At 46.6% G+C, this 20,610-nt stretch carries 17 protein-coding genes; 12 read left to right on the top strand and 5 right to left on the bottom strand.

Features of this window, described 5'->3' with window-relative positions; genetic code table 11:
* Window positions 1–8 precede the first annotated feature (8 nt).
* The 5 genes from ACODJP_RS03465 to ACODJP_RS03445 all read left to right on the top strand — a co-directional run bounded on the left by ACODJP_RS03465 (window position 9) and on the right by ACODJP_RS03445 (window position 7,985).
* Window positions 9–2,891, top strand: coding sequence for an ATP-binding protein (locus ACODJP_RS03465; protein ID WP_422478497.1), 2,883 nt, complete (start codon window positions 9–11; stop codon window positions 2,889–2,891).
* Between the two features lie 73 nt (window positions 2,892–2,964).
* Window positions 2,965–4,449, top strand: a complete 1,485-nt coding sequence (locus tag ACODJP_RS03460) for a tagaturonate epimerase family protein (protein WP_422478495.1) — start codon at window positions 2,965–2,967, stop codon at window positions 4,447–4,449.
* Between the two features lie 6 nt (window positions 4,450–4,455).
* Window positions 4,456–4,998 carry a phosphodiesterase gene (gene yfcE, locus ACODJP_RS03455; protein WP_422478493.1) on the top strand — a complete coding sequence of 181 codons (543 nt, stop codon included), beginning with the start codon at window positions 4,456–4,458 and terminating at the stop codon, window positions 4,996–4,998.
* A 129-nt stretch (window positions 4,999–5,127) separates the two neighbouring features.
* Window positions 5,128–5,874 carry a GntR family transcriptional regulator gene (locus ACODJP_RS03450; RefSeq protein ID WP_422478491.1) on the top strand — a complete coding sequence of 249 codons (747 nt, stop codon included), beginning with the start codon at window positions 5,128–5,130 and terminating at the stop codon, window positions 5,872–5,874.
* Between the two features lie 176 nt (window positions 5,875–6,050).
* Window positions 6,051–7,985 carry an AMP-dependent synthetase/ligase gene (locus tag ACODJP_RS03445; protein WP_422478489.1) on the top strand — a complete coding sequence of 645 codons (1,935 nt, stop codon included), beginning with the start codon at window positions 6,051–6,053 and terminating at the stop codon, window positions 7,983–7,985.
* A 21-nt stretch (window positions 7,986–8,006) separates the two neighbouring features.
* Here ACODJP_RS03445 and ACODJP_RS03440 read toward each other — a convergent pair whose 3' ends face one another.
* Window positions 8,007–8,393: a Fur family transcriptional regulator gene (locus ACODJP_RS03440; protein ID WP_422478487.1), complete on the bottom strand. Its 387-nt coding sequence runs from the start codon at window positions 8,391–8,393 to the stop codon at window positions 8,007–8,009.
* Window positions 8,359–8,787 carry a YbaN family protein gene (locus ACODJP_RS03435; RefSeq protein WP_422478485.1) on the bottom strand — a complete coding sequence of 143 codons (429 nt, stop codon included), beginning with the start codon at window positions 8,785–8,787 and terminating at the stop codon, window positions 8,359–8,361. Before ACODJP_RS03435 ends, ACODJP_RS03440 begins: the two co-directional genes overlap by 35 nt.
* A gap of 462 nt (window positions 8,788–9,249) precedes the next feature.
* Here ACODJP_RS03435 and ACODJP_RS03430 point away from each other — a divergent pair, with 462 nt between their 5' ends.
* The 7 genes from ACODJP_RS03430 to rbr all read left to right on the top strand — a co-directional run bounded on the left by ACODJP_RS03430 (window position 9,250) and on the right by rbr (window position 17,542).
* Window positions 9,250–10,566 (top strand): hypothetical protein, encoded by a 1,317-nt coding sequence (locus tag ACODJP_RS03430; protein WP_422478483.1) that lies wholly within the window; start codon window positions 9,250–9,252, stop codon window positions 10,564–10,566.
* Window positions 10,567–10,583: 17 nt separating this feature from the next.
* Window positions 10,584–11,840, top strand: coding sequence for a hypothetical protein (locus tag ACODJP_RS03425; protein ID WP_422478481.1), 1,257 nt, complete (start codon window positions 10,584–10,586; stop codon window positions 11,838–11,840).
* Between the two features lie 222 nt (window positions 11,841–12,062).
* Window positions 12,063–13,679 carry a Na+/H+ antiporter NhaC family protein gene (locus ACODJP_RS03420; RefSeq protein WP_422478479.1) on the top strand — a complete coding sequence of 539 codons (1,617 nt, stop codon included), beginning with the start codon at window positions 12,063–12,065 and terminating at the stop codon, window positions 13,677–13,679.
* Window positions 13,680–13,699: 20 nt separating this feature from the next.
* Entirely contained in the window at window positions 13,700–14,926 is a 1,227-nt protein-coding gene (gene manA, locus ACODJP_RS03415; protein ID WP_422478477.1) for a mannose-6-phosphate isomerase, class I, read from the top strand.
* 63 nt (window positions 14,927–14,989) lie between these two features.
* The gene (locus ACODJP_RS03410) at window positions 14,990–16,300 is read left to right on the top strand and encodes a serine dehydratase subunit alpha family protein (protein ID WP_422478475.1); all 1,311 of its coding nucleotides are present in this window, start codon (window positions 14,990–14,992) and stop codon (window positions 16,298–16,300) included.
* On the top strand, window positions 16,297–16,902 hold the full coding sequence (locus ACODJP_RS03405) for a 3'-5' exonuclease (RefSeq protein WP_422478473.1): 606 nt from the start codon (window positions 16,297–16,299) through the stop codon (window positions 16,900–16,902). The genes ACODJP_RS03410 and ACODJP_RS03405 overlap by 4 nt, the downstream gene beginning before the upstream one ends.
* 97 nt (window positions 16,903–16,999) lie before the next feature.
* Complete coding sequence (rbr, locus tag ACODJP_RS03400) at window positions 17,000–17,542, top strand: rubrerythrin (protein ID WP_422478471.1); 543 nt, start codon at window positions 17,000–17,002, stop codon at window positions 17,540–17,542.
* Between the two features lie 85 nt (window positions 17,543–17,627).
* On the opposite strand, the gene ACODJP_RS03395 is transcribed toward rbr, so the two are convergent.
* The 3 genes from ACODJP_RS03395 to ACODJP_RS03385 form a co-directional block, all read right to left on the bottom strand.
* Window positions 17,628–18,923 carry a TRAP transporter large permease gene (locus tag ACODJP_RS03395; protein WP_422478469.1) on the bottom strand — a complete coding sequence of 432 codons (1,296 nt, stop codon included), beginning with the start codon at window positions 18,921–18,923 and terminating at the stop codon, window positions 17,628–17,630.
* Window positions 18,916–19,443 (bottom strand): TRAP transporter small permease, encoded by a 528-nt coding sequence (locus ACODJP_RS03390; protein WP_422478467.1) that lies wholly within the window; start codon window positions 19,441–19,443, stop codon window positions 18,916–18,918. The genes ACODJP_RS03395 and ACODJP_RS03390 overlap by 8 nt, the downstream gene beginning before the upstream one ends.
* Window positions 19,444–19,540: 97 nt before the next feature.
* Window positions 19,541–20,536, bottom strand: a complete 996-nt coding sequence (locus ACODJP_RS03385) for a TRAP transporter substrate-binding protein (RefSeq protein WP_422478465.1) — start codon at window positions 20,534–20,536, stop codon at window positions 19,541–19,543.
* Window positions 20,537–20,610 lie beyond the last annotated feature (74 nt).

Here is a 20,610-nt window from a genome sequence, read left to right as displayed (position 1 = left end):
GGGAGTCGATGCGAAAACTGTTAATTTTCTGTATAGTGATGCTATTCAGCTTCGTTATCTTTGCAGCCGATTCCGATGGTGGATTATTGTTTACGCCATTGGAATACAACTTCTTGCAAGAACATCCAGAGATACGAATCGGACCTGATCCCTCTTTTATCCCCTCCGAATATATCGATTCTCATGGTGTCTATAAAGGGATAGCTGCGGATATCCTAGCTTTGATAGAACAGCGTACAGGCCTCAGATTCGTTCTTACCGGTAACCTGACATGGCAGGAGGTTACCGAAAAAGCCTTGGATCGCCAGGTTGACCTTTTGCCGGCAGTCGGAAAGACCATTGAGAGAGAAAAGATCTTTCTTTTCAGTAACCCGTATATCGCCTTCCAACGGGTTGTCGTAGTAAAGAACACGAACGAAAGTATACAAGAATTTGATGATCTATTCGGAAGACAAGTCGCTGTACAGGCTAATAGTAGTCATCATGGATTCCTAAAAAATTATCCCCAAATTGGTATCAGGACTTACGAAACGGTCGAGGATGCCCTCTATGCGGTCAATCGGGGAGAAGAGGTCGCCTTTATTGGGAATGAGGCCACTACTAGCTACCTTTCCGGTACGCTTGGCATGACTGAATTGAGTTTCATTCCCATCGATACCGGAGAAGTACAGCAACTATATATGGCTGTTCGTAATGATTGGCCACAATTGGTCTCTATACTCGATAAAGCCTTGGATAGCATCTCTGAGACGGAATTATCTGAAATCTATAATAGATGGATAACGATAGACCGAAGGATAGATTTTACTCCCTATATCATGGCTGCTGTGCTCCTTGGAGCCATCGCGCTCCTCATCCTTGGCGTTTCAGCTTTTTGGATCAGTCGTTTGAGGCGAGAGGTTCAAAAGAAAGAGGAGGCTATGGAATTGGCTGCAGAAGCCGATAGGGAAAAAAGTCGTTTCATGGCACGCATGTCGCATGAAATCCGTACACCATTAAATGGTATCAATGGAATGACCTATCTTTTGGAAGGATCAACCCTCAATCCCACACAAAAACAATACGTGAAGTCGATATCCCGTGCTACGAAGAACATGCTCTCCATAATAAACGATATCATTGAGTATTCGAGGATAGAGGAACGGCGTATACCGATGGAGAACATCCCCTTTAAATTGGATGAAGTGGTACAGCATGTGATTTCATTGGAATCTCCAGTAATCCATAAAAAGAACCTAAAATTACAATTCGAGTGGGATTCGGAGGTTCCAATTCATGTTAAGGGGGACGGAAATCGGTTAGGTCAGATTATTACCAATCTCATCCATAATGCAGTAAAGTTTACCGATAGGGGAATAATCGGGATACGTGTCTACTGTACTCATCTGGAGGAATCGCTGTGCAAGATACGGTTTGAAATCAGCGATACTGGAATCGGGATTTCAGAAGAGACACTAGCGAATCTATTCAAGCCTTTCAGTCAAGCGGATGCCAGCATAGCCCGAAAATATGGAGGATCAGGTCTCGGGCTATCCATCGTAAAGAGCCTGGTGGAGATGATGGGTGGGACTTTGAACCTATCCAGCGAACTGGGAAAAGGCTCCCGATTTTCATTCGAACTTCCACTGGAACTCGATCTGGAGGGTAAAAGCCTTGATGATCAGAGACTTGCTTCACTCGATCTCTCTTCTCTGAATATACTGGTTTTTGCCAAGGATGAGGGCACCCGAAAGTCGATTGAAATTGCTCTTCATCGTATTGGAGCTTCTGCCGATTACATCGGCAAGTCCAAATTAGCGTTACAACTCTTATGTAATGATACAACAGAAGGTCTTCTCAGATATGGTTTGTTGATCTTTGATACCGCTAGTAATGGAGATCTCCAGCAACTTCTCACCACATTGAAAGAAGTACCTTCAAAAGAGAATACTCCAAAGATTATCGCCTTGGTATCCTCTAAAGAGGAAGGGCATAGTGAAGAGCTGAGACGATCGGGTATCGATATCGTACTTCCCAAACCAGTGCTCCCATCGTTGCTATTCGATAGTATCCTTGAGCTTTTTCCCAAAACTGTCTTGGCTGTCCAGTTGGGAGATGAGAATTACCAAGACACCCATCTTGGTGAACGAGGGAACATTCTTGTGGTAGAGGACAATGATGTAAATCGGATTATTGCAAGAGATGTCCTCGAGAGGGGTGGATTCAGAATCTTTATGGCTGAAAATGGTAAGGAGGGGTATGACCTGTTTGTTCAACAACGTGACAGCATTGATCTGATTTTGATGGACTTGCATATGGATGTGATGGATGGATTTGAAGCTACCCGACTTATTAGACTATTGGATAAGAGTGTGCCGATCTTTGCTCTAACTGCGGATGTTATCGGAGATATCCATGAGCGGTGCAGCAATGCTGGGTTCACTCGAATTATTCCAAAGCCATATGACCCGAAAGATCTACAAGAAATCATTGCACAGACGATCGGGAAAAACCCGATTGGAAAAGCTACCTCAAAGCAGTTAGTTGATAAAGAAGATAGTCATGAAGTCCTCAATACTGTACAAGGACTGAACAGAATAGATGGAAACGATGCTCTGTATGAAAAATTGGTGAGCCTATTTTTGCAAGAGGTCTATACTGGTTTGCCGAAAATGCAGCAAGCGTTTTCAGAAGAAGACTGGAAAAGCATTGCCGAGTTTGCCCATAAGACGAAAGGTGGAGCATATACGATCGGTGCGGATCGGTTGGGCGATATTGCAAGGAGGATCCACATGCAAGTATTAGAAACTACAAAGGTTGGCAAGCCATTGCTTGATGAATTTGTACAGGAGTTGGCGCTTTTGGAGCGTGAAATTGGGAAATTCTTTGATTCTTCTGCCCCAAAATGCTAATTTGAAGGTGCCTAAGAGCCATATACGTGGTATGTTTGATAGACGATAACCAAGAAGATTGGGAGGAGATTGCATGAAGAATTATAAAAATTTCATCCCCTTGATAGGGACGAAGGTCGATCCTGTCGCATATGGGGTATATCCGCTTTCAATAAACAGTGTTGGAGGCGGAACTGTATTCATGGCTGAGGATTCGAAAGAGACACTCATAGTTGCTGTTGGAAAGGATTGGGATTTCTCTGGAGTTGAGTTTGAAGTTGAAGATCAGCCGTGTGTTGCAGCTCCTTTGACCCATGCTAATGCCAAGGTTTTACGTTCCTTGCTCCCGTTTACCGCACCGGTTAGGGTTTTGCACAAGGAGAGGACAGTTGGAGTCGGCGACCGTTTGGGAATAGCTGCTCCTGGCCATATACGGGTATTCGAAGAGTATGATGCTTTTCCGATCCTTGCCCAGCAATCGATCCGTGAGCTGACTCTGACCGAACGAACTTATGAAGATGTTCTAGATGCCGCAACCTTTGCTGTATTCCGCGATGGTTATAAAAAAGGGTATGGAGCTGATGGTGATCATTTGAAGAAAGCGGAAGAGGTCAAAATGGCCTTGGATTTGGGCTATTCTATGATCACTCTCGACTGTAGCGACCATATGCATAACGAATTCGAGTCCATGCCTAAAGCAGAACTGGATAACAAATATATGGCGAAAACTGAACTTGAGAAAAAGTACATAGGTAAATCATTCGATCTTGGAGAGGGTGTCGTAGTCACGTTCGATGAAGAATCATTCAAACGGATGGCCATGGTATATGGAGAAGTGCTTGATTACGCAACTTCCATCTACGAAAAATTTTTCACAGACGGTACCTATTCGGCCGATTTTGAGATCTCAATCGACGAGACGACCACTCCTACGACTCCTTTGGAGCATTTCTTTGTCGCCAACGAGTTGACTGCCCGTGGTGTAAAGTTCGCTACCCTTGCTCCCCGTTTCTGTGGTGAGTTCCAAAAAGGTGTGGATTATATTGGTGATATTAAACAGTTCGAACAGGAGCTGGTAGCCCATACAGCTATCGCCCGATATTTCGACTATAAGATTAGTCTCCATTCCGGTTCGGACAAATTCATGGTATTTCCCATCTTCGGTCGACTCACGAGAGGCCGTTTCCATGTGAAGACAGCGGGAACTAACTGGCTGGAGGCAATGAAGCTTGTAGCTATGGTAGACCCCAAACTCTATCGTGAAGTTCATGCCTTCGCCCTCTCGAAATTTGACGAAGTGACCAAGTATTACCATGTAACGACCGATATCACACGGATTCCTGACTTGGATACGCTGGATGACAAAGCTTTGGTGAAGTTGTTTGAACACAATGATGCCAGACAATTGATCCATATTACCTACGGTCCGATTCTCTCTACGAAAGATGCCAAAGGAGAATTCCTCTTTAAGGATCGACTATATGATTTGTGGAAGATACACGAGAAGCAGTACTCCGATCTTCTGTTCCACCATATCGGTCGGCATCTGAAAGAGTTGTATCGTCATATGAGGGGTTAGTTGGCTATGGCGTTGGTCGTAGCTTCCGATTTGCACGGGAGTGCAACATGGACCCGTCGGCTTCTCAATGCTTGCGAGGTTGAAAAGGCCTCGCAAGTTGTTTTGCTTGGGGATATTCTCTATCATGGTCCCCGAAACCCGTTGCCCGAAGGATACGATCCACCCGAGGTGGCCAGATTGCTTAATGCCGATGCTGCTAGGATAGTGGCTATAAGAGGTAATTGTGATAGTGAGGTTGATTCCATGGTGTTACAGTTTCCTCTCTTCGATTTCGCTTCCGTTACGGTAGATGGGCATCGTTTCCTTTGTACTCATGGGCATCGTTTCAATGATCAACAGCTTCCCCCGATGGTAGCTGGTGATGTATTGCTTTTCGGGCACACGCATATCTATCTAGCAGAGGATAGGGATGGACTCTTCGTTTTGAATCCAGGATCGGTCTCCTTACCAAAAGGTGGGAGAACCAATACTTACATGGTATATAGGAATGATGTGTGCTCTATAAAGGATTTTTCAGGGGAGGTTTTAGCGACTCTTACTGTGGTGTAGTGTGGTATAGAAAAGAATACCTGGGGATGATGTCAGCTGTTATGACAGATTCTAATATGAAAGGGCTTGATATTAAAAGGTGGTGGTATTACTATTGATATACCATTTACAAGCCGTATGGGGTAGTGTATGCAACTGAAGTATCAATCTGTGTTCATGGATATTCAGAACAAGATTCTCTCTGGATATTGGCCCGAAAATGCTATGATTCCCACCGAGCTCGAACTCTGTAAGAAGCACGATGTCAGTAGGATAACCGTGCGACGGGCATTGGATGATCTGGTACAAATGGGACTGATTCGTAGGGCTCGTGGCAAGGGCTCGTTTGTCTGCAAGACTAAACAATACGCCGAATATCGGAATGGTTTGGTGAGTCAGGACGGTGTGGAGTTCGATACTCGGATTTTTAATAGGATCTTGGAGGATTCACTCTATGATCCGAATTCCGATCTCGCCAAGAACTTGCTGCCGAATTTCAAGTTGAGCCCAGCTTCTGGTGATGGCCTTGTCCGAATCCGACTAGTCCGACTGGTCGATGACCATCCATACGCAGTAATGAGCATATTTGTTCCTGAGAGTATCTCAAAACAAGTGGACCGAGAGATGTTAGTCCGCCGTTCATTCTTGGATGTCTATGAGTTATGTACGGGGAATAAGATTGTTACACTCCATCGCTCGGTCTCGGCCGTAATCCCCGATGATGAACAGTGCAATCTTCTTGGTGCCAGAAGTGGAACAGCGCACTTGTGGATGAAGAATACCGCATGTCTGGCGGATGAGACTCCCGTAGCGATGAATTATGCCCTCTATAATGGCAATTTGTTTGATTTTGCGGTTAGTATCGATTTGAACAATCCTCCCAAAGTAACGCTCTGAAAAAGCGTCTTTGTTCCATTTTTGACCGGGCCTCTCTAAAAGGCTCGGTTTTTTCTAGTGCAAATATAAGACAATTTATGCTTATTATTTTTGACAAGCGCCTTTTTTGTGTTAGAATAATTTCCGAATAACCGGGATCCTTAAAATGGAATGGTTGTTGTACAAGGAGACAGATGATGAGAACTATCATACGGATGTTGCACGAGGCTGCTGAGCGTTTCCCCACACGCGCTTACACTACAAAGAAGACAGAAGAGGGCTGGAAGGCCTATAGTTATTGTGAGGTCGACAATGAATCGGATCGGATCGCCGCCTATTTCATTGCCAAAGGCCTAAAGAGTGCCTCAGCATTTGGTATCCTTGCCGAAGGTCGACCCGAATGGGTAATGGCGGAGATTGGGGTAATCAAAGCCCGGGGAATCTCTGTTCCTCTCTCCATAAAATTGAAGCCTGAGGAGATTGCATTCCGCCTTATCCATAGTGAAGCGAAGGGAATAATCGCCAGTTCCAATACTCTGGACAACGTATGCAAAGCTTTGGACACCATGGAGAGCAAACCTATCCTCTATTATCTCGATTCATTGGATGATCGCCTCATTCGCCAACAGGAAGCCCATGGTTGGAAAGAGGGCGAGGATTTCGTCACTTGGGATGCTCTGATCGGTGAGGGTGATGAAATCCTCCAGCGATTGCCTACCATTGTAGATAAGGTTGTAGAGCAAATCGATGAGAACGATACAGTGAACATCTGCTACACTTCAGGAACTACGGGCAATCCAAAGGGAATCATGCTTACCCATCTCAATTATTGGGCTAACAGTAACGATGCGGTAAAACTGTTTAAGCTCCCTGATGCTGAATTTGAGACTCTTGTCGTTCTTCCGGTGGACCACTCGTTCGCCCATACGGTAGGTATCTATACATCGATGTTGAGGGGAATTACGCTTCATTTTGTCGATGCCCGTGGCAGCAACGCTGCGATTATACGAAACTTCCCCAAGAATCTGGTCGAAGTGAGTCCTGTATTCCTCATGACCGTTCCTTCCATAAGCGGGAGTTTCATGAAGAAGATGACCCAAGGTGTAGCGGAGAAGGGCCCATTCATAAATGGAATATTCCAAAGAGGTCTTAAGGCAGGAATCAAGCGCAATGGCGATGGTTTCAACCGTCCTTCCCTCGGCGTTCAATTGGCTACTTTCTTTCCCTACAAGCTTGCATCCCTTTTGGTTTTCCCGAAGTTACGCAAAGTCTTTGGCGATAGGATCAAATATTGTGTAGGAGGAGGGGCTTTGCTGGAAGCCCGCCAGCAACACTTTTTCGCTGCAATCGGAGTTCCTGTCTACCAAGGGTACGGTCTTACAGAAGCTGCTCCCATCATTAGTTCCAACTCTCCAGAGCGATACAAGTTCGGTACTTCAGGCATGGTCGCTCCTAGTGTTACCTGCAGGATCATGAAAAGTGAGACCGAGGAGGCGAAAGTCGGAGAGCGGGGTGAGATCGTCATCAAGGGTGAAAATGTCATGAAAGGGTATTTCAAGAACCCCAAGGCTACAGCCGAAGTTCTCCGCGAAGAAAACGGTGAGACGTGGTTATGGACAGGTGATCTCGGTTACTACGATGAGGATGGCTTCTTGGTTGTTACCGGTAGAGCAAAGGCTCTTCTGATTGCCAAGGATGGTGAGAAGTATTCTCCAGAAGAGGTTGAAGAGGTCATGATCAACCATACCGAGGTGCTCAACCAGTTAGTGGTCTACAATGACCATAGGGCTTTCACCTCAGCTTTGGTGACATTGCAGGAGGATGTAGTGAGGCGATTAATCGCCGATGAGCAACTTGATACACCCGAGGCGGTTTTGCGTCGTCTGAATGATGTTGTCCGTTCCTATGAACCGATTGCCGCCAGCAGTATTCCATCGCAATGGATACCCGGTAGATTTGCATTCATCGCCGAAGCGTTTAGTGAGGCCGATGGTTTGGTTAATTCAACGATGAAATTGGTCCGTTACAAGGTCTTCGAGTTCTACAAGACGAGAATAGACGAACTGTATGAAAGTGAGCAGCTCAATGAACAAAGAAATCTTGAGGTGGTAAAGCAGCTCTTCTTTTCCTAAATAATTGAACATTCTCTGGCACTAGTCCTTTATGGCGGAGCATTCGGCACAGGTTCCTTTGAGGACGATGCCATGCTCCGATACGGAGAATCCTGTCTCTTGTTCCACAGTCTTGTCGATATGGCTGAACATTTTCAGATCTACATCGGTTATCGTACCGCATGAGGTGCACACCAGATGGCAATGTTCGTCATTTCGTCCATCGTAGCGTACGCTGGTATTGCCGGCACTCTCGAGTTTTCTGATTTTCCCCATCTCGGAAAGTAGATTGAGATTTCGATAGACCGTACCAAGGCTGATCGAAGCCATTTCTCGTTTTGCTTTTACGTAGATTTCCTCTGCTGTTGGATGGACTGAACAATTGCGTAGGGTTTCAAGTATCAATTCCCGTTGTCGTGAAAACTTCATGGGGATCCTCCCTCTTCGTCTTTATCAGGATAAGGTGCAAGGTTACCAAGATTCCAATGATTCCCAAGATGATCGTTACGGTAGGATTCTTAACAATAACCGCCGAAACGATAAGTCCAATCCACAACCAGATGATAGCGCGTACTTTTGTCTTTACTGGTACCCCTTCGTGGGTTCTCCAGTGGCGAAGGTAGCTACCGAATATTCTGCTCTCTTCTAATTTTCTAGCGAGTTTCGGGCTAGCTATAGAATAACATGCCGCTGCCAATAGGACGAACGGTGTGGTGGGTAAGACGGGCATTACGATTCCGATACCACCCAGTAGGAGGCTGAGGCTGCCAGCTGTAATGAGGAGGAGGTGTTTGATGGTCGATTTTTTCTTTTCTACTTTCATACTTGTCCAAATGAGAGGTATCAATACCCCAGGGCAAGCCCTGGACCCCGGAAGCTTCGCCTCCTATTCCACCCCAAGGGGAGGGGTATTTCTCCTTACGTTCCCGGCACTCGCTCGGCAATGTGGCCCCGCTGCTCTCGTTTCGTTGGGGAATACAAGCAAGCTTTTGTTTCCTGCACTCGTTCGGCAATGTGGCCACGTTGTGGCCCCGCTGTCCTCACTTCGTTGGGAAATAAGAATAATTCCTGATTTGAATAACATGTTTGCATTTGTCATGTCAATGATATTTTGTTACATTTGCAACCTAGGAGTGTTATACGGGTATAGCAAGATGGTAAAATGCTGATATATTGCATGAATTGTGACATCTGTCAGAGTTTTATTGATTTTTCACTAGGCGATTGTTGTTTATAGGTATACGATAGAGACAAGGGGAATACCCTTTGCCAAGGAGGAGAAATTATGAGAAGGAGACTATTGGCGTTTTTGCTCGTGCCATTTATTCTCGTTGCCTTCATCTCATGTGAGGGCGATATTTTCGGCACGATCAGTGATTTCATGGGACAGACGAGCTCCAATGTCTACGCGGACAACGGGCTAGTACAGATTGATACGTCGCAAGGGGCGGAAGTAACCGATGCTACAGTATCGATTTTAGCTATAGAGGAGCCTGATCCTCCAGCAGATCCAGAGAATCCCACTGAAGAAGAGACGGCGGATATCGAAGCCTACGAAGCCGCTTATGAAGAAGAGGTTGAAACCATTAAGGATAGTATCACCGAAGCTCTAACTTCTCCCACAAAGACTGAGGCTTTGGTCGAGGCCTTGAGTGAGCCTTTGGAAGAGGGAACTACTGCTCCAACAAAAGTAACAACCAAGGTTACGGAGTTGGAGACAGAATATAGTATCGATATTCCCGAACCTGAAACCGAGGGAGATCTTGTGACATTGATCCTTCTTACCGAACTCTACGAAGAAGCTTCACCTCTTATCGATGCCATGAATGATTTAGATCCAGACAATGATCCAACTGAAGAAGAGTTATTGGATTTTGTATCTGATGCACAACAAGTAGTTAATATCGTTAAGACTGTTTCTCCTGCTGGAGCAATAAATCTTGATGACATCTTGGAAAGTTTAATTGATGATCCAGATGCCTTGGATGAGATTCTGGGTAGATCATCCGATTCCCGTTCATTATCGAGGGTCGAAGAGCCGGTGGAAGATGAAGACGATGTCATGTTGTATGCAAAACCAATCTTTGAGAATGTGATTGCTGCTATTGGTACGGAACCTGGGACTGGAGAATATGAAGGACAGGACGTAATTATTTCCTCGAATCTCGGTAGAACAATTGGTGGTTTTGCCATGATGAGAGGGACATATGAGGAGATGGCTCCCGCATTGGTCGGGAGTGGAGTTGAACTCGACCTTCCCGATGTCATCAACTATGCACTGAGTGTTGTCTTTACCGAAGCGGATGCTTTCTTTGCAAGTCTAACTATGCCTTTGGAGTTTGAAGATGTTCTTAATGATATGATAGTCTGGATGGCTCTTTCTGATGAGCTCCAAGAAACTACAGATCCAGACTTTATCGCTGATAATGCAGGGTTTGATTGGGGGACTGCGTTCGATGATTTTACCGCAGTTAAACCAGCATTCAATAGTGATGGCACTATCAGAACAACGCTCGATTTGTTGATAGAAGCGATTCCTTCGGATCTTACCCTGCTCGAAGATGCTCTTGATGATCTTTTCGAACCAGAACCAGAAGTGTAGGGGAAGGGAGGTAGAAAATGAAAAAGAAATTACTAATTAGTTTACTAATCATGTTACTTGTCGGTGGCAGTCTGTTTGCCTACACGTTCCCAGACTTCTTCTACCCTGAAATGTCCTTCCGCCCTATCAGTGCGAGGACCGAGGCTATGGGAGGAGCGGGTGTCGCGACCGCAACAGGTGCGGATGCCTTCTTCATGAACCCCGCCAATCTGGGATCCAGGCGATTCAGCTTGAATCTTCCTTCGGTTTCAGTAACGGTGTTCAACCCAAAGGCGATCATTGATGAAGGAATCATCGATGAGATCCAGAACAATAGCGATGAGGATGACTTTGCTACCACAATCGTGAACAAGTATATGGGTATCGTAACCGCTGGAAGAGGAGAAGTGCTCTCAACGGATATCGCCATGTCCTTCACCGGTGGCGGATTCGGAATCGGTATGCAGTTGCAGGAACAGTTACATACCTACAGTTCCGATGGATCTCTAGCTGCCGATAAAGTCATTGCAGAGGTAAATGCGGGCGCGTCGGTAGGTCTAGGTTTCAGGTTGAACTTCATCCCCGATGTATTGTCGGTCGATATCGGTGCAAGCGCACGACCAACATATAAAGCGTACTCCAATCGGATTGGAGCTTCCGAACTAATTGGAATCGCAGATGCGGATGATCCTGCCCAAAAGTTCATGACCGATTATCCTGTGGCAGCCGGTTGGGCAGTCCCTGTTGATGTCGGTGTGAATATGAATCTCCCCATCGGATTGAGATTGTCTGCGGTTGCAAGAAACCTCAATGGCAAATACACCATGACTCGATATAATACATCGGGAGATTGGGTGAATGAGATGGCCGAGATGGCTGGAGCCGATCCTGTGTATGAAGGGGCTGCAGGAACGACAACTGAATTCGAATACACCGTTCCTTGGACACTCGATATGGGATTCGGATGGGCTCCCTCCTTGGGAGGATTCGGTAAGATAGTCCGTCCTTCATTCGCATTCGATCTGGTCGATACTATCGGTCTAGCTGAAAAGATGGAGACGGATGAAGATGCATATTTGGATCATCTCCGACTTGGTGCCGAGGTTAAACTGCTCTCCATGGTCGATATTCGAGCCGGTTTGAACCAAGGATACATCTCTGTTGGTGCAGGATTGGATCTCTTTGTTATCCACATGGATGTCTCCTACTACTGGCGTGAATTCGGTGTTGAAATCGGTGACAAGCCGATCGATGCACTCACTGTCAGGTTCAACTTGGGTGTCGATGGCAGATAAGTCCTCCATTATCTGATTTTTCGGGGTTGCTGTAGTTTCATTGGGAATTTCGGCAACCCCATTCTTATACCCTTCTTAAGTTGTTTGTGTGTTATTTATGTAACGCCAATGGCTTTAAACATAACACTATGTAAAATTTTTATTGTGCGCGTAGTATAAGTTATGATATGCTCCGGATAGAAAAACACACGTACCGTTCGGTACATACAAGGGAGTATCATCATGACAGACTTTGGCATTTGGGGCCTTATTCCCCCAATCCTAACCATTGCTCTGGCGTTCATCACCAAAGATGTCGTCATCTCATTGTTTCTAGGGATTTTGTCCGGAACGTTGATTGTTGCCGGAGGAAATCCATTCGCCGCTCTGGTCAACCTTTCCGATGTCGTAGCCGGATCGCTCAACGATGGGTGGAATATTCGCATATTCCTCTTCTGTGCGCTGCTGGGAGGTTTGGTCGGCTTGCTCTCCAAGACCGGAGCTACCAAAGCCTTTGGCCGCTGGGCTGCCCTGCATGTACGTTCAGGAAAAGCCAGCATGCTCATGACTTGGGTGTTCGGATTACTCATCTTCATCGATGACTATTTCAATAGTCTCGCAGTCGGTACCGTCATGCGTCCCATCAGCGATAAGAATGGCGTACCTCGGGCCAAGTTGGCCTATATCCTTGATTCCACCGCAGCCCCGGTATGCATCATCGCCCCAGTCTCCAGCTGGGTCATCACCGTTATGTCTATCGTTAAAGGTTCTGAGGGTTTTGAGCAACTCGGTATCACCGAATTCGAATTCTTCATCCGCTCCATTCCCTATAATCTCTATGCACTGCTTACCATCATCATGGTACTCACCATTATCCTTACCAACCGTGATTTCGGTCCCATGGCAGCCTCCAACCGCTATCATGAGACAACCGGAAGCCTCTACAACCAGGCTTATGGTGATGCTCCAGGAGAAGTTGCCGAAGTCGGAGGAAAGGATCGTGCCATTGCATGGGATATGATCCTTCCTATCGTTGTCCTGATCGTATCGGCAGTCGTATTCTTCCCAGTTACCACATGGATGGGATCGATTGACGGAGAGACCATCACCAGTATGAGTCAGGCTATGGCAAGCATGTCCTTTGGTGATGCATTTGCCAACACCGATGCATCCTATGCCCTCTTCTATGCCGTCATCTTCACTCTAACGGTTACCATGATCTACTACTTTGCTAGACGCCTGTTCTCGATTAAAGAGGCCTCTGAGGCTCTCAAAGAGGGAATCGGTTCCATGGTCCCCGCACTTTTGATCCTCACTATGGCATGGTCTATCGGAACCATCATAAAATCGGCACCCGAAGATGGTGGACTCGGCTTAGCAGCATTCCTCTCGGAAGCTGTCGTGGCTGGAGGACTTCCTTTGGCACTCGTTCCTATGATCGTGTTCGCCCTCTCGGCATTGATCGCATTCTCGACAGGAACATCTTGGGGAACCTTCGCCATTATGATTCCCATCACCATGCCTATCATCGCAGGATTGGCAAAAGCCAAGGGATTACCCGTTGAAGGCATGAGCCATGCGATGTTCTTGGGAGTGAGTGCAGTACTCGGAGGTTCGGTATTCGGAGACCACTCGTCCCCTATATCCGATACCACAATCCTCAGCTCCACAGGAGCGAGTTGCCCCCACTTGGAACACGTTGGAACACAGATGCCTTATGCACTATTCGTAGCAGCCTGTTCAATCGTAGGTTTCCTGCTTGGAGGATTGTTCCTCAACGCTGCCCTCGCTTGGATTGGAGCCATTGCGCTTTTCGTGGCAGGTATGATCTTCCTTCCCCGCATCTACCGTAAGGCATGAGAGCATGATAGAATAGCCCCATGAAAGATGAACAAGCCGTATCTTACATGGTGGCTATTACACCAAAAATACAACCATACGCTTGGGGGGATGATTCATTCATCCCCGCCTTGCTCGGCAAGAAGAGCGATGGGAAACCAAAGGCAGAACTTTGGTTTGGGACCCATCCTGGGGGTGAGTCAACACTAGCCGATAGTACACCTTTAGGCGATTTTATCCGCGACCATGCAGATGATTTCCTTGGAAGGCAACAAGTCAATCGACAGGGAAAGGATGTCCCCTTTCTCCTAAAAGTCCTAGCCATAGCTAAACCACTCTCATTGCAGGTTCATCCTACTACTGAACAAGCCCAAAAAGGGTACGCTGAAGAGGTGGCCTCCCATGTGGACTTGCCGAGAGAGCAGTGGAACTACAAAGATGATCGACAGAAAGCGGAGGTGCTCTATGCGCTGACTCCGGTTACCGCAATGTGTGGATTTCTTTCAAGTGCCAAGATCGCTGAAAATCTCCGTTCCATGGTACCATATCAATTTCCTCTTTTGTTTCCATTTCTTCAGGAAAACCAAAAATCTGATGAAAGTACCCTGGTCGAACGATTTTTCACCACACTCTACACCTTGGAAACCGATCAGTTGAAGTCTCTGTTGGAAGAGTTTCGTGAGCAGATCGGGAAATTGATCAAGGAGGAGAAAAACGATGGGATGTGGCTCTCTCCGGTGCAGATAGCCCACGATTGTCTTACATTATACCCAGATGATCCAGGTGTCCTTGCTCCATTCTTTCTCAATGTGGTGCAAATGAAACCTGGAGAAACCATCTTCCTTGAGCCTAGAACACTCCACGCCTATGTGAAAGGGAATGCGATTGAACTGATGACCAATAGCGACAATGTGGTCAGAGGGGGCCTTACTCACAAGAAAGTTAATGTCCCACTATTGCTCAAGACTCTTACGTTCAAACCCCATACAGCAGATTTGTGTCCACAAATTCCCGATGCAACAGATAAGACAAATGTATTTGCCCCAACAGACGATTTTCTTTTGAGCGTATTCAAGAGAGGCGTCTATGAGGTCAATCAAAGGAAATCTATCGAGTTCTTGTTATGCACAGAGGGTAACGCAGTCATGACCTCTCTTCACCAAACTATTTCACTAGGCAAAGGTGAATGTATTGTGGTCGCCGCCTCTCTGCCTGACTACCATTTGGAGGTCGATGGAACAGTGTTCAGTGCATCCGTTCCCGGTTGAAACAGATGATGTCACGGTAGGTTTCCATGGAGTCCAAAGCCTGTTTCATGGTATATTGAGCATATGGATACAAAACAATTTCTACAACTTCTCAAAAGGGAATTGATGATAGCCATGGGCTGCACTGAACCTGCAGCGGCTGCACTTGCCGGTGCGAAGGCTTATGGATTGCTTGGCGAACCTATAGAACGCCTTCAGGTATATGCCAGCCGTGATATGGTCAAGAATGCCATGGGTGTGGGCCTTCCCAATTGCACATTACGTGGAATTCAGGCTGCGGTCGCTTTAGGTGCTAGTGGCGGTAATATTGAGCAGGGTTTGGGTATTCTTAGTGATATAACGCAAGATCAGAAGTTCTCTGCCATGCGAATGGCTAACGAAAATCGCATAACCTTGGAGCTCATGGAAGATGTTCCCCCTGTCTACATTGGAGTGAAAGCCTATGGGAAAAACCATTCATCCGAAGCTGTTATCAGCGGGGAGCATAACCGATTCGTGCGTTTGATGGTGGACGGTGATGTCCAACTCAATCTTCCCTTGATTGTGGCCGATGATAAGAAGGAAGAAGATATCATAACCGATGATATGATAGCGACATTCTCTCTTACCGATATAGCACAAGCGGTGGAGAAGATCGATATTGCCGACTTCGATTTTGTCCTCCAAGGAGCACAGACCAACATGGCTATCGCAAGACATGCTATGGAGCATGATTATGGTCTGTCAGTCGGTAAGACCATGGGAAGTTCGTTACCCGAAGAGCCAACAACCTTGGACGAGGCCTATGCACGTGGAGCAGCACTCGCCGCGGCTGCTAGTGATGCAAGAATGGCCGGTTGCCCCCTCCCGGTAGTGATTAATAGTGGTAGCGGTAACCAGGGTATCACAGTCTCCGTACCGTTGTTGGTAATGGCTCAGTATTTGGGTGTTTCAGATACCATGCTCATCAAGGCACTATGCTTTAGTCATCTGGTGGCTCTGGTACTTACGGCTAAGAAAAACAGACTGTCGGCCCTCTGTGGGGCTTTTACTGCTGCTATAGGCACAGCATGCGGCCTCGCATATCTCCAAGGAGGTGATGTCCAAGTAATGGACCAGGCAGTCAACAATATGGTGGGGAATCTGACCGGCATCATTTGTGATGGCGCGAAAGGTACGTGTGCGCTAAAAATTTACTCTTCAGTCCAAGCTGCGGCTATCAGTTGTAAGCTCGCCCTGAAAGGTATCTCACCTTATGATGAATCGGGCATCGTTGGAAAAGATGCATTGCAAAGCTTCTCATACCTCACCCAAATAAGTCATGAGGGAATGGAGCAGACAGATCGGACGATTTTGGCTATCATGATGGGAAAACAGGAAGTGTGTGATAGATGAGATATGTTGCCATAGATTTCGAGACAGCAAATAATGAACCGACTAGCGCCTGTTCGGTTGGTTTGGCCAAGATGCAGGATGGGAAGGTCCTCGACTCCTACTACAGCCTTATCAATCCACCCTCTGGGTATTTCTCTCCTATGAATATCAGCATTCATGGAATCCGTCCTGAACAAGTGCAGTCGGCGCCGACATTCGAACAAATCTGGCCTGACCTGTTGTTGTTTATTGGAGACGATCTATTGATCGCCCATAATGCTCCATTCGATATCGGGATTCTCCGTGCTATGTTGAACCATTACAATTTGCCAATTCCGGGTTTACGATATACCTGTACCGTCCGCATCTCTAGGAAAGTTTGGCCACATTTTCCCAGTCATAAGCTTACCGAACTCTCCCAACGTTTTGGGTTTGAGTACCAAGCCCATCATGCGTTGGAAGACGCAGTAAACTGTGGTTTGGTTTTTCATCAAGCCTGTCCTTGTCCTACAGAAAGGGAGGCTATCGAGTTCTTCATGGAGAAGGGGATACGATTCCAGCGCATAAGTGGTGGCTTGGCTCCTTTGGAACCTCCCGTTCCTCAGGGCGATTTGCTCCTCTGATACTGAATTTTCCGAATACTCCTTGCGGATTATACATACCAATGATATCATAATTTGAAATCAATACAGAGAAATCACCAATATAGTGGAGGACTACATGGAACTTAAAGGCTCTAAAACCGAGAAAAACCTGCTTGAAGCATTTGCAGGTGAATCGATGGCCCGCAACAAATACAGTTACTGGGCAAGCAAGGCAAGAAAAGACGGTTACCAGCAGATCGCTGATCTTTTTGAAGAGACAGCGGACAATGAGCGGATGCATGCAAAGCTCTGGTTCAAGGCTCTCCAGGAGAATGGAGAAATCGCCGATACCGCTACCAATCTCAAGATGGCAGCTGAAGGTGAGCACTACGAGTGGACCGATATGTACAAGAACTTTGCAGAAGAAGCTCGCCAAGAGGGATTCAAGAAGATTGCAGCTCTCTTCGAGGGTGTAGCGAAGATTGAGAAAGAACACGAAGCCCGTTATCTCGCGTTGCTCAAGAATGTAGAAGAGGGAGTCGTATTCTCCCGTGACGGAGAGCAAATCTGGAAGTGCGGAGTTTGTGGCCATATTCACATCGGAAAGAAGGCCCCTGAAGTGTGTCCTGTATGTGCACACCCGAAAGCCCATTTCGAGATCGCAGCTCGCAATTATTGATAAATTGCCGATATAAAGCGGTAAGCAAAAAGAAAGGGGCGCTTCAAACGCCCCTTTCTGCGTGTCTGCAAGAGTAGACGGTTTTCTACATCATATTAGGTAGCGTCATGGTAAGCGGAGTCCAGAAGGTCACGAGCAAGAGTGTTATAAGCATGGCTACATAGAAGGGTAGCATTGCCTTGGTTGCTTTTTCGATAGAGATTTTTCCGATCGCGCTTCCCACAAAAAGAGCAGAGCCGACTGGTGGAGTACAGAGTCCTATAGCCAGGTTCAAGATCAGCATGATACCGAATTGGATAGGGCTCATCCCCAACTGTCCCACGATTACCGGATAGAGGATCGGTGTCACTATGATGATTAGTGGTGCCATATCCATGATAGCTCCCAGTACCAACAACATCACATTGATCAGTAGCAGAAGTATGATCGGATTGTTGCTGATACCCAGTAGGAATGTGGTCACAGCCTGCGGTATGCGTAGATAGGCCAACAACCAACCAAACGCACTAGCAGCTGCAATTAGACTCATCACCATCGCTAATGTACGAAGTGAATGAAGCAATATCTTAGGCATCTCTTTCAATGAAATCTCACGATATACGAAGAAAGTGATGATAAAGGCATACACGACAGCTACCGATGCAGACTCGGTTGCCGTGAAGACTCCGGTTACTACACCGCCAATGATGATTACTACAGTCAAAAGACCCAAGATAGCATCACGAGATACTTGAACAGTCCTCTTAAAGCCGTACTTTTCCTCTTTTGGATATCCTCGTTTTACAGCGATCACATAGCTCACGATCATGAGAGCCAGACCAAGAAGTACGCCGGGAACGATTCCTCCCATGAAGAGTTTTCCGACCGAGACCCCTCCGCCGGCGGCCAGGCTGAATATGATCATATTGTGACTTGGCGGGATAATGACACCTTGGCAACTGCTGGTTACCGTGACTGCGACTGCATAGTCGTCGTCATAGCCTTTGTCCACCATCATAGGGATCAACATCGTTCCTATCGAGGATACATCTGCAACGGCTGAGCCCGAGATCCCTCCGAAGAACATGGAAGCCAATACATTGACTTCTGCGAGTCCACCGCGAACTCTTCCTACCATTGCATTAGAAAACTCGACCAAGCGTCGTGAGATTCCCCCTCGTCCCATGATTTCCCCAGCTAGGATGAAGAAAGGTATGGCGAGAAGGGAGAATGAATTAACTCCACTCACCGTTCTTTGGACGATCGATAATAAGGGAATATTGAGGTAGAGGGCAGTGAATACAGAAGAGATGAAAAGGGTGAACGTTATGGGGAATTTGAGCAAAAGGAGGATAACGAATGACCCCATCAAGATAGTTGTTGCTGTTGAGAAGTCAGGCATGGGTCTCACCTCCATTCGTCGAGTCATGTTTAGCATCTTTTAGACGCTTCAAATCGGCGATCGCTACATACAGGAAATAGGTTGCATAGGCGATGATGAAAAGAGCGGCTATGGGCACGATTACGTAGTTGACCGCATTCGACATTCCGGTAGCCGGTAATTTCGACCTTCCAGCATTCAATGTAACTCCCCAACCGAAATAGAGTAGGATGAGTCCAATCGAAATTTCTAGTATGTACTTGATGAGATTCAATGAATCGTTGAATATCCTCGGCAGTTTCTTAGGAAGGATCGTGATATTGATATGGAGATTCTCCTTTACCCCCAAAGCCATTGCTATGAAGGTAAACCAGATGACGATTACGAGGGAAACCTCTTCAGCCCATCTGATTCCGGAGTTGAACCCATACCGCAATACCACATTCATGAACACGATGATGACCATGGCGACCAATAGGATCATGGCAAGCACCAGTGCCCAATTGAACACCTTATCTAGATACTTTTTGAACACTTTCATGTCCGGCACCTCCTTGGTAGCCTAATCAGCATGGAAGAGGGGGACCCCATCGGGATTCCCCTCTCCATGATACACGACAGTCGCAAAATCCAAAAGCTTATTTCACAGCTTTGATCTTCTGGACCCACTCTTTGCCTTCTGCATCGAGGAAGCTGTCATACAAAGGCTGCATCGCAGCAGCGAATTCAGCCTGGTCGTTGATCGCATTGATCTTGGACCCAGCAGCAACTACCTTGGCTTCTGATTTCTTTTCGAAGTCTGCCCAAGCCTGGATCTGTACTGGAGCTGAATCTCTGGCAGCCTGTTTGATCAATTCCTGATCTGCAGCAGAGAGCTTGTCCATGGTGATCTTCGATGCAATGATCATCTCAGGTACACGAGTGTGTTCATCGATCGAGTAGTACTTTGCGACTTCAAAATGGCTAGAGGTGTCATACGATGGCCAGTTGTTTTCAGCACCATCGATAACGTTTGTCTGCAGTGCACTGTATACATCTCCATACGGGAGTGGCGTAGGAACAGCACCGAGAGCTGAGACGAGTCCCATCATCAGTGTTGATTCTTGGACACGGATCTTCATTCCCTTGAGATCAGCAACGGTGTAGATAGGCTTCACGGAGTTGTAGAAGTTACGTGCTCCACTATCATAGTAGACAAGACCGACGAATCCCGAATCGGTCATCGAATTGAGGAAGTACTCTCCAATTTCTCCGTTGAGAACCTTCCACATATGGTTCGAGTCACGATATAGATAGGGCATCTGCAATGCATTGAGCAACGGGTTGAAGTTGGACAATGGGGAGATGGATACACGGGTGAAGTCGATTCCACCAAACTGGACCTGTTCAATAGCGGACTTTTCGTCACCAAGCTGACCATTATTGTATACTTCTACCTTGATTCTTCCATTCGAACGTTCCTCTACCAGACGAGCGAACTCGAGGTCTCCGATTACAGTCGGATACCCATCGGGTTGGTTGTCGGCTAAACGAAGCACAATTGGTTTTTCTGCGCTAGCCTCCTGCTGTCCTTGTGCGAACAGTGGTGCTACCAACAGGGATGCCACGAGCATGGCAAGCAATACTTTTTTCATATGTTTCCTCCTGGAAATCTTGTGATGTACAAAGTATGGAACGAGTAGGGAGAATACGGAAGTTAGAGAATTTT

The sequence above is a fragment of the Pleomorphochaeta sp. DL1XJH-081 genome, assembly GCF_049310885.1.
GTDB lineage: Bacteria > Spirochaetota > Spirochaetia > Sphaerochaetales > Sphaerochaetaceae > CAYZJV01.
Note: the sequence above shows the minus strand (reverse complement) of the source record. Positions and strands in the feature narration are given on the sequence as shown.

What these genes read in the sequence shown, in the direction of transcription:
- ACODJP_RS03460 (WP_422478495.1), top strand. Translation starts at nt 2,965, where the DNA reads ATGAAGAATTATAAAAATTTCATCCCCTTGATAGGGACGAAGGTCGAT.
- ACODJP_RS03395 (WP_422478469.1), bottom strand. Translation starts at nt 18,923, where the DNA reads ATGCCTGACTTCTCAACAGCAACAACTATCTTGATGGGGTCATTCGTT.
- ACODJP_RS03445 (WP_422478489.1), top strand. Translation starts at nt 6,051, where the DNA reads ATGAGAACTATCATACGGATGTTGCACGAGGCTGCTGAGCGTTTCCCC.
- ACODJP_RS03405 (WP_422478473.1), top strand. Translation starts at nt 16,297, where the DNA reads ATGAGATATGTTGCCATAGATTTCGAGACAGCAAATAATGAACCGACT.
- ACODJP_RS03420 (WP_422478479.1), top strand. Translation starts at nt 12,063, where the DNA reads ATGACAGACTTTGGCATTTGGGGCCTTATTCCCCCAATCCTAACCATT.
- yfcE (WP_422478493.1), top strand. Translation starts at nt 4,456, where the DNA reads ATGGCGTTGGTCGTAGCTTCCGATTTGCACGGGAGTGCAACATGGACC.
- rbr (WP_422478471.1), top strand. Translation starts at nt 17,000, where the DNA reads ATGGAACTTAAAGGCTCTAAAACCGAGAAAAACCTGCTTGAAGCATTT.
- ACODJP_RS03390 (WP_422478467.1), bottom strand. Translation starts at nt 19,443, where the DNA reads ATGAAAGTGTTCAAAAAGTATCTAGATAAGGTGTTCAATTGGGCACTG.
- ACODJP_RS03435 (WP_422478485.1), bottom strand. Translation starts at nt 8,787, where the DNA reads ATGAAAGTAGAAAAGAAAAAATCGACCATCAAACACCTCCTCCTCATT.
- ACODJP_RS03450 (WP_422478491.1), top strand. Translation starts at nt 5,128, where the DNA reads ATGCAACTGAAGTATCAATCTGTGTTCATGGATATTCAGAACAAGATT.
- ACODJP_RS03440 (WP_422478487.1), bottom strand. Translation starts at nt 8,393, where the DNA reads ATGAAGTTTTCACGACAACGGGAATTGATACTTGAAACCCTACGCAAT.
- manA (WP_422478477.1), top strand. Translation starts at nt 13,700, where the DNA reads ATGAAAGATGAACAAGCCGTATCTTACATGGTGGCTATTACACCAAAA.
- ACODJP_RS03410 (WP_422478475.1), top strand. Translation starts at nt 14,990, where the DNA reads ATGGATACAAAACAATTTCTACAACTTCTCAAAAGGGAATTGATGATA.
- ACODJP_RS03430 (WP_422478483.1), top strand. Translation starts at nt 9,250, where the DNA reads ATGAGAAGGAGACTATTGGCGTTTTTGCTCGTGCCATTTATTCTCGTT.
- ACODJP_RS03385 (WP_422478465.1), bottom strand. Translation starts at nt 20,536, where the DNA reads ATGAAAAAAGTATTGCTTGCCATGCTCGTGGCATCCCTGTTGGTAGCA.
- ACODJP_RS03425 (WP_422478481.1), top strand. Translation starts at nt 10,584, where the DNA reads ATGAAAAAGAAATTACTAATTAGTTTACTAATCATGTTACTTGTCGGT.
- ACODJP_RS03465 (WP_422478497.1), top strand. Translation starts at nt 9, where the DNA reads ATGCGAAAACTGTTAATTTTCTGTATAGTGATGCTATTCAGCTTCGTT.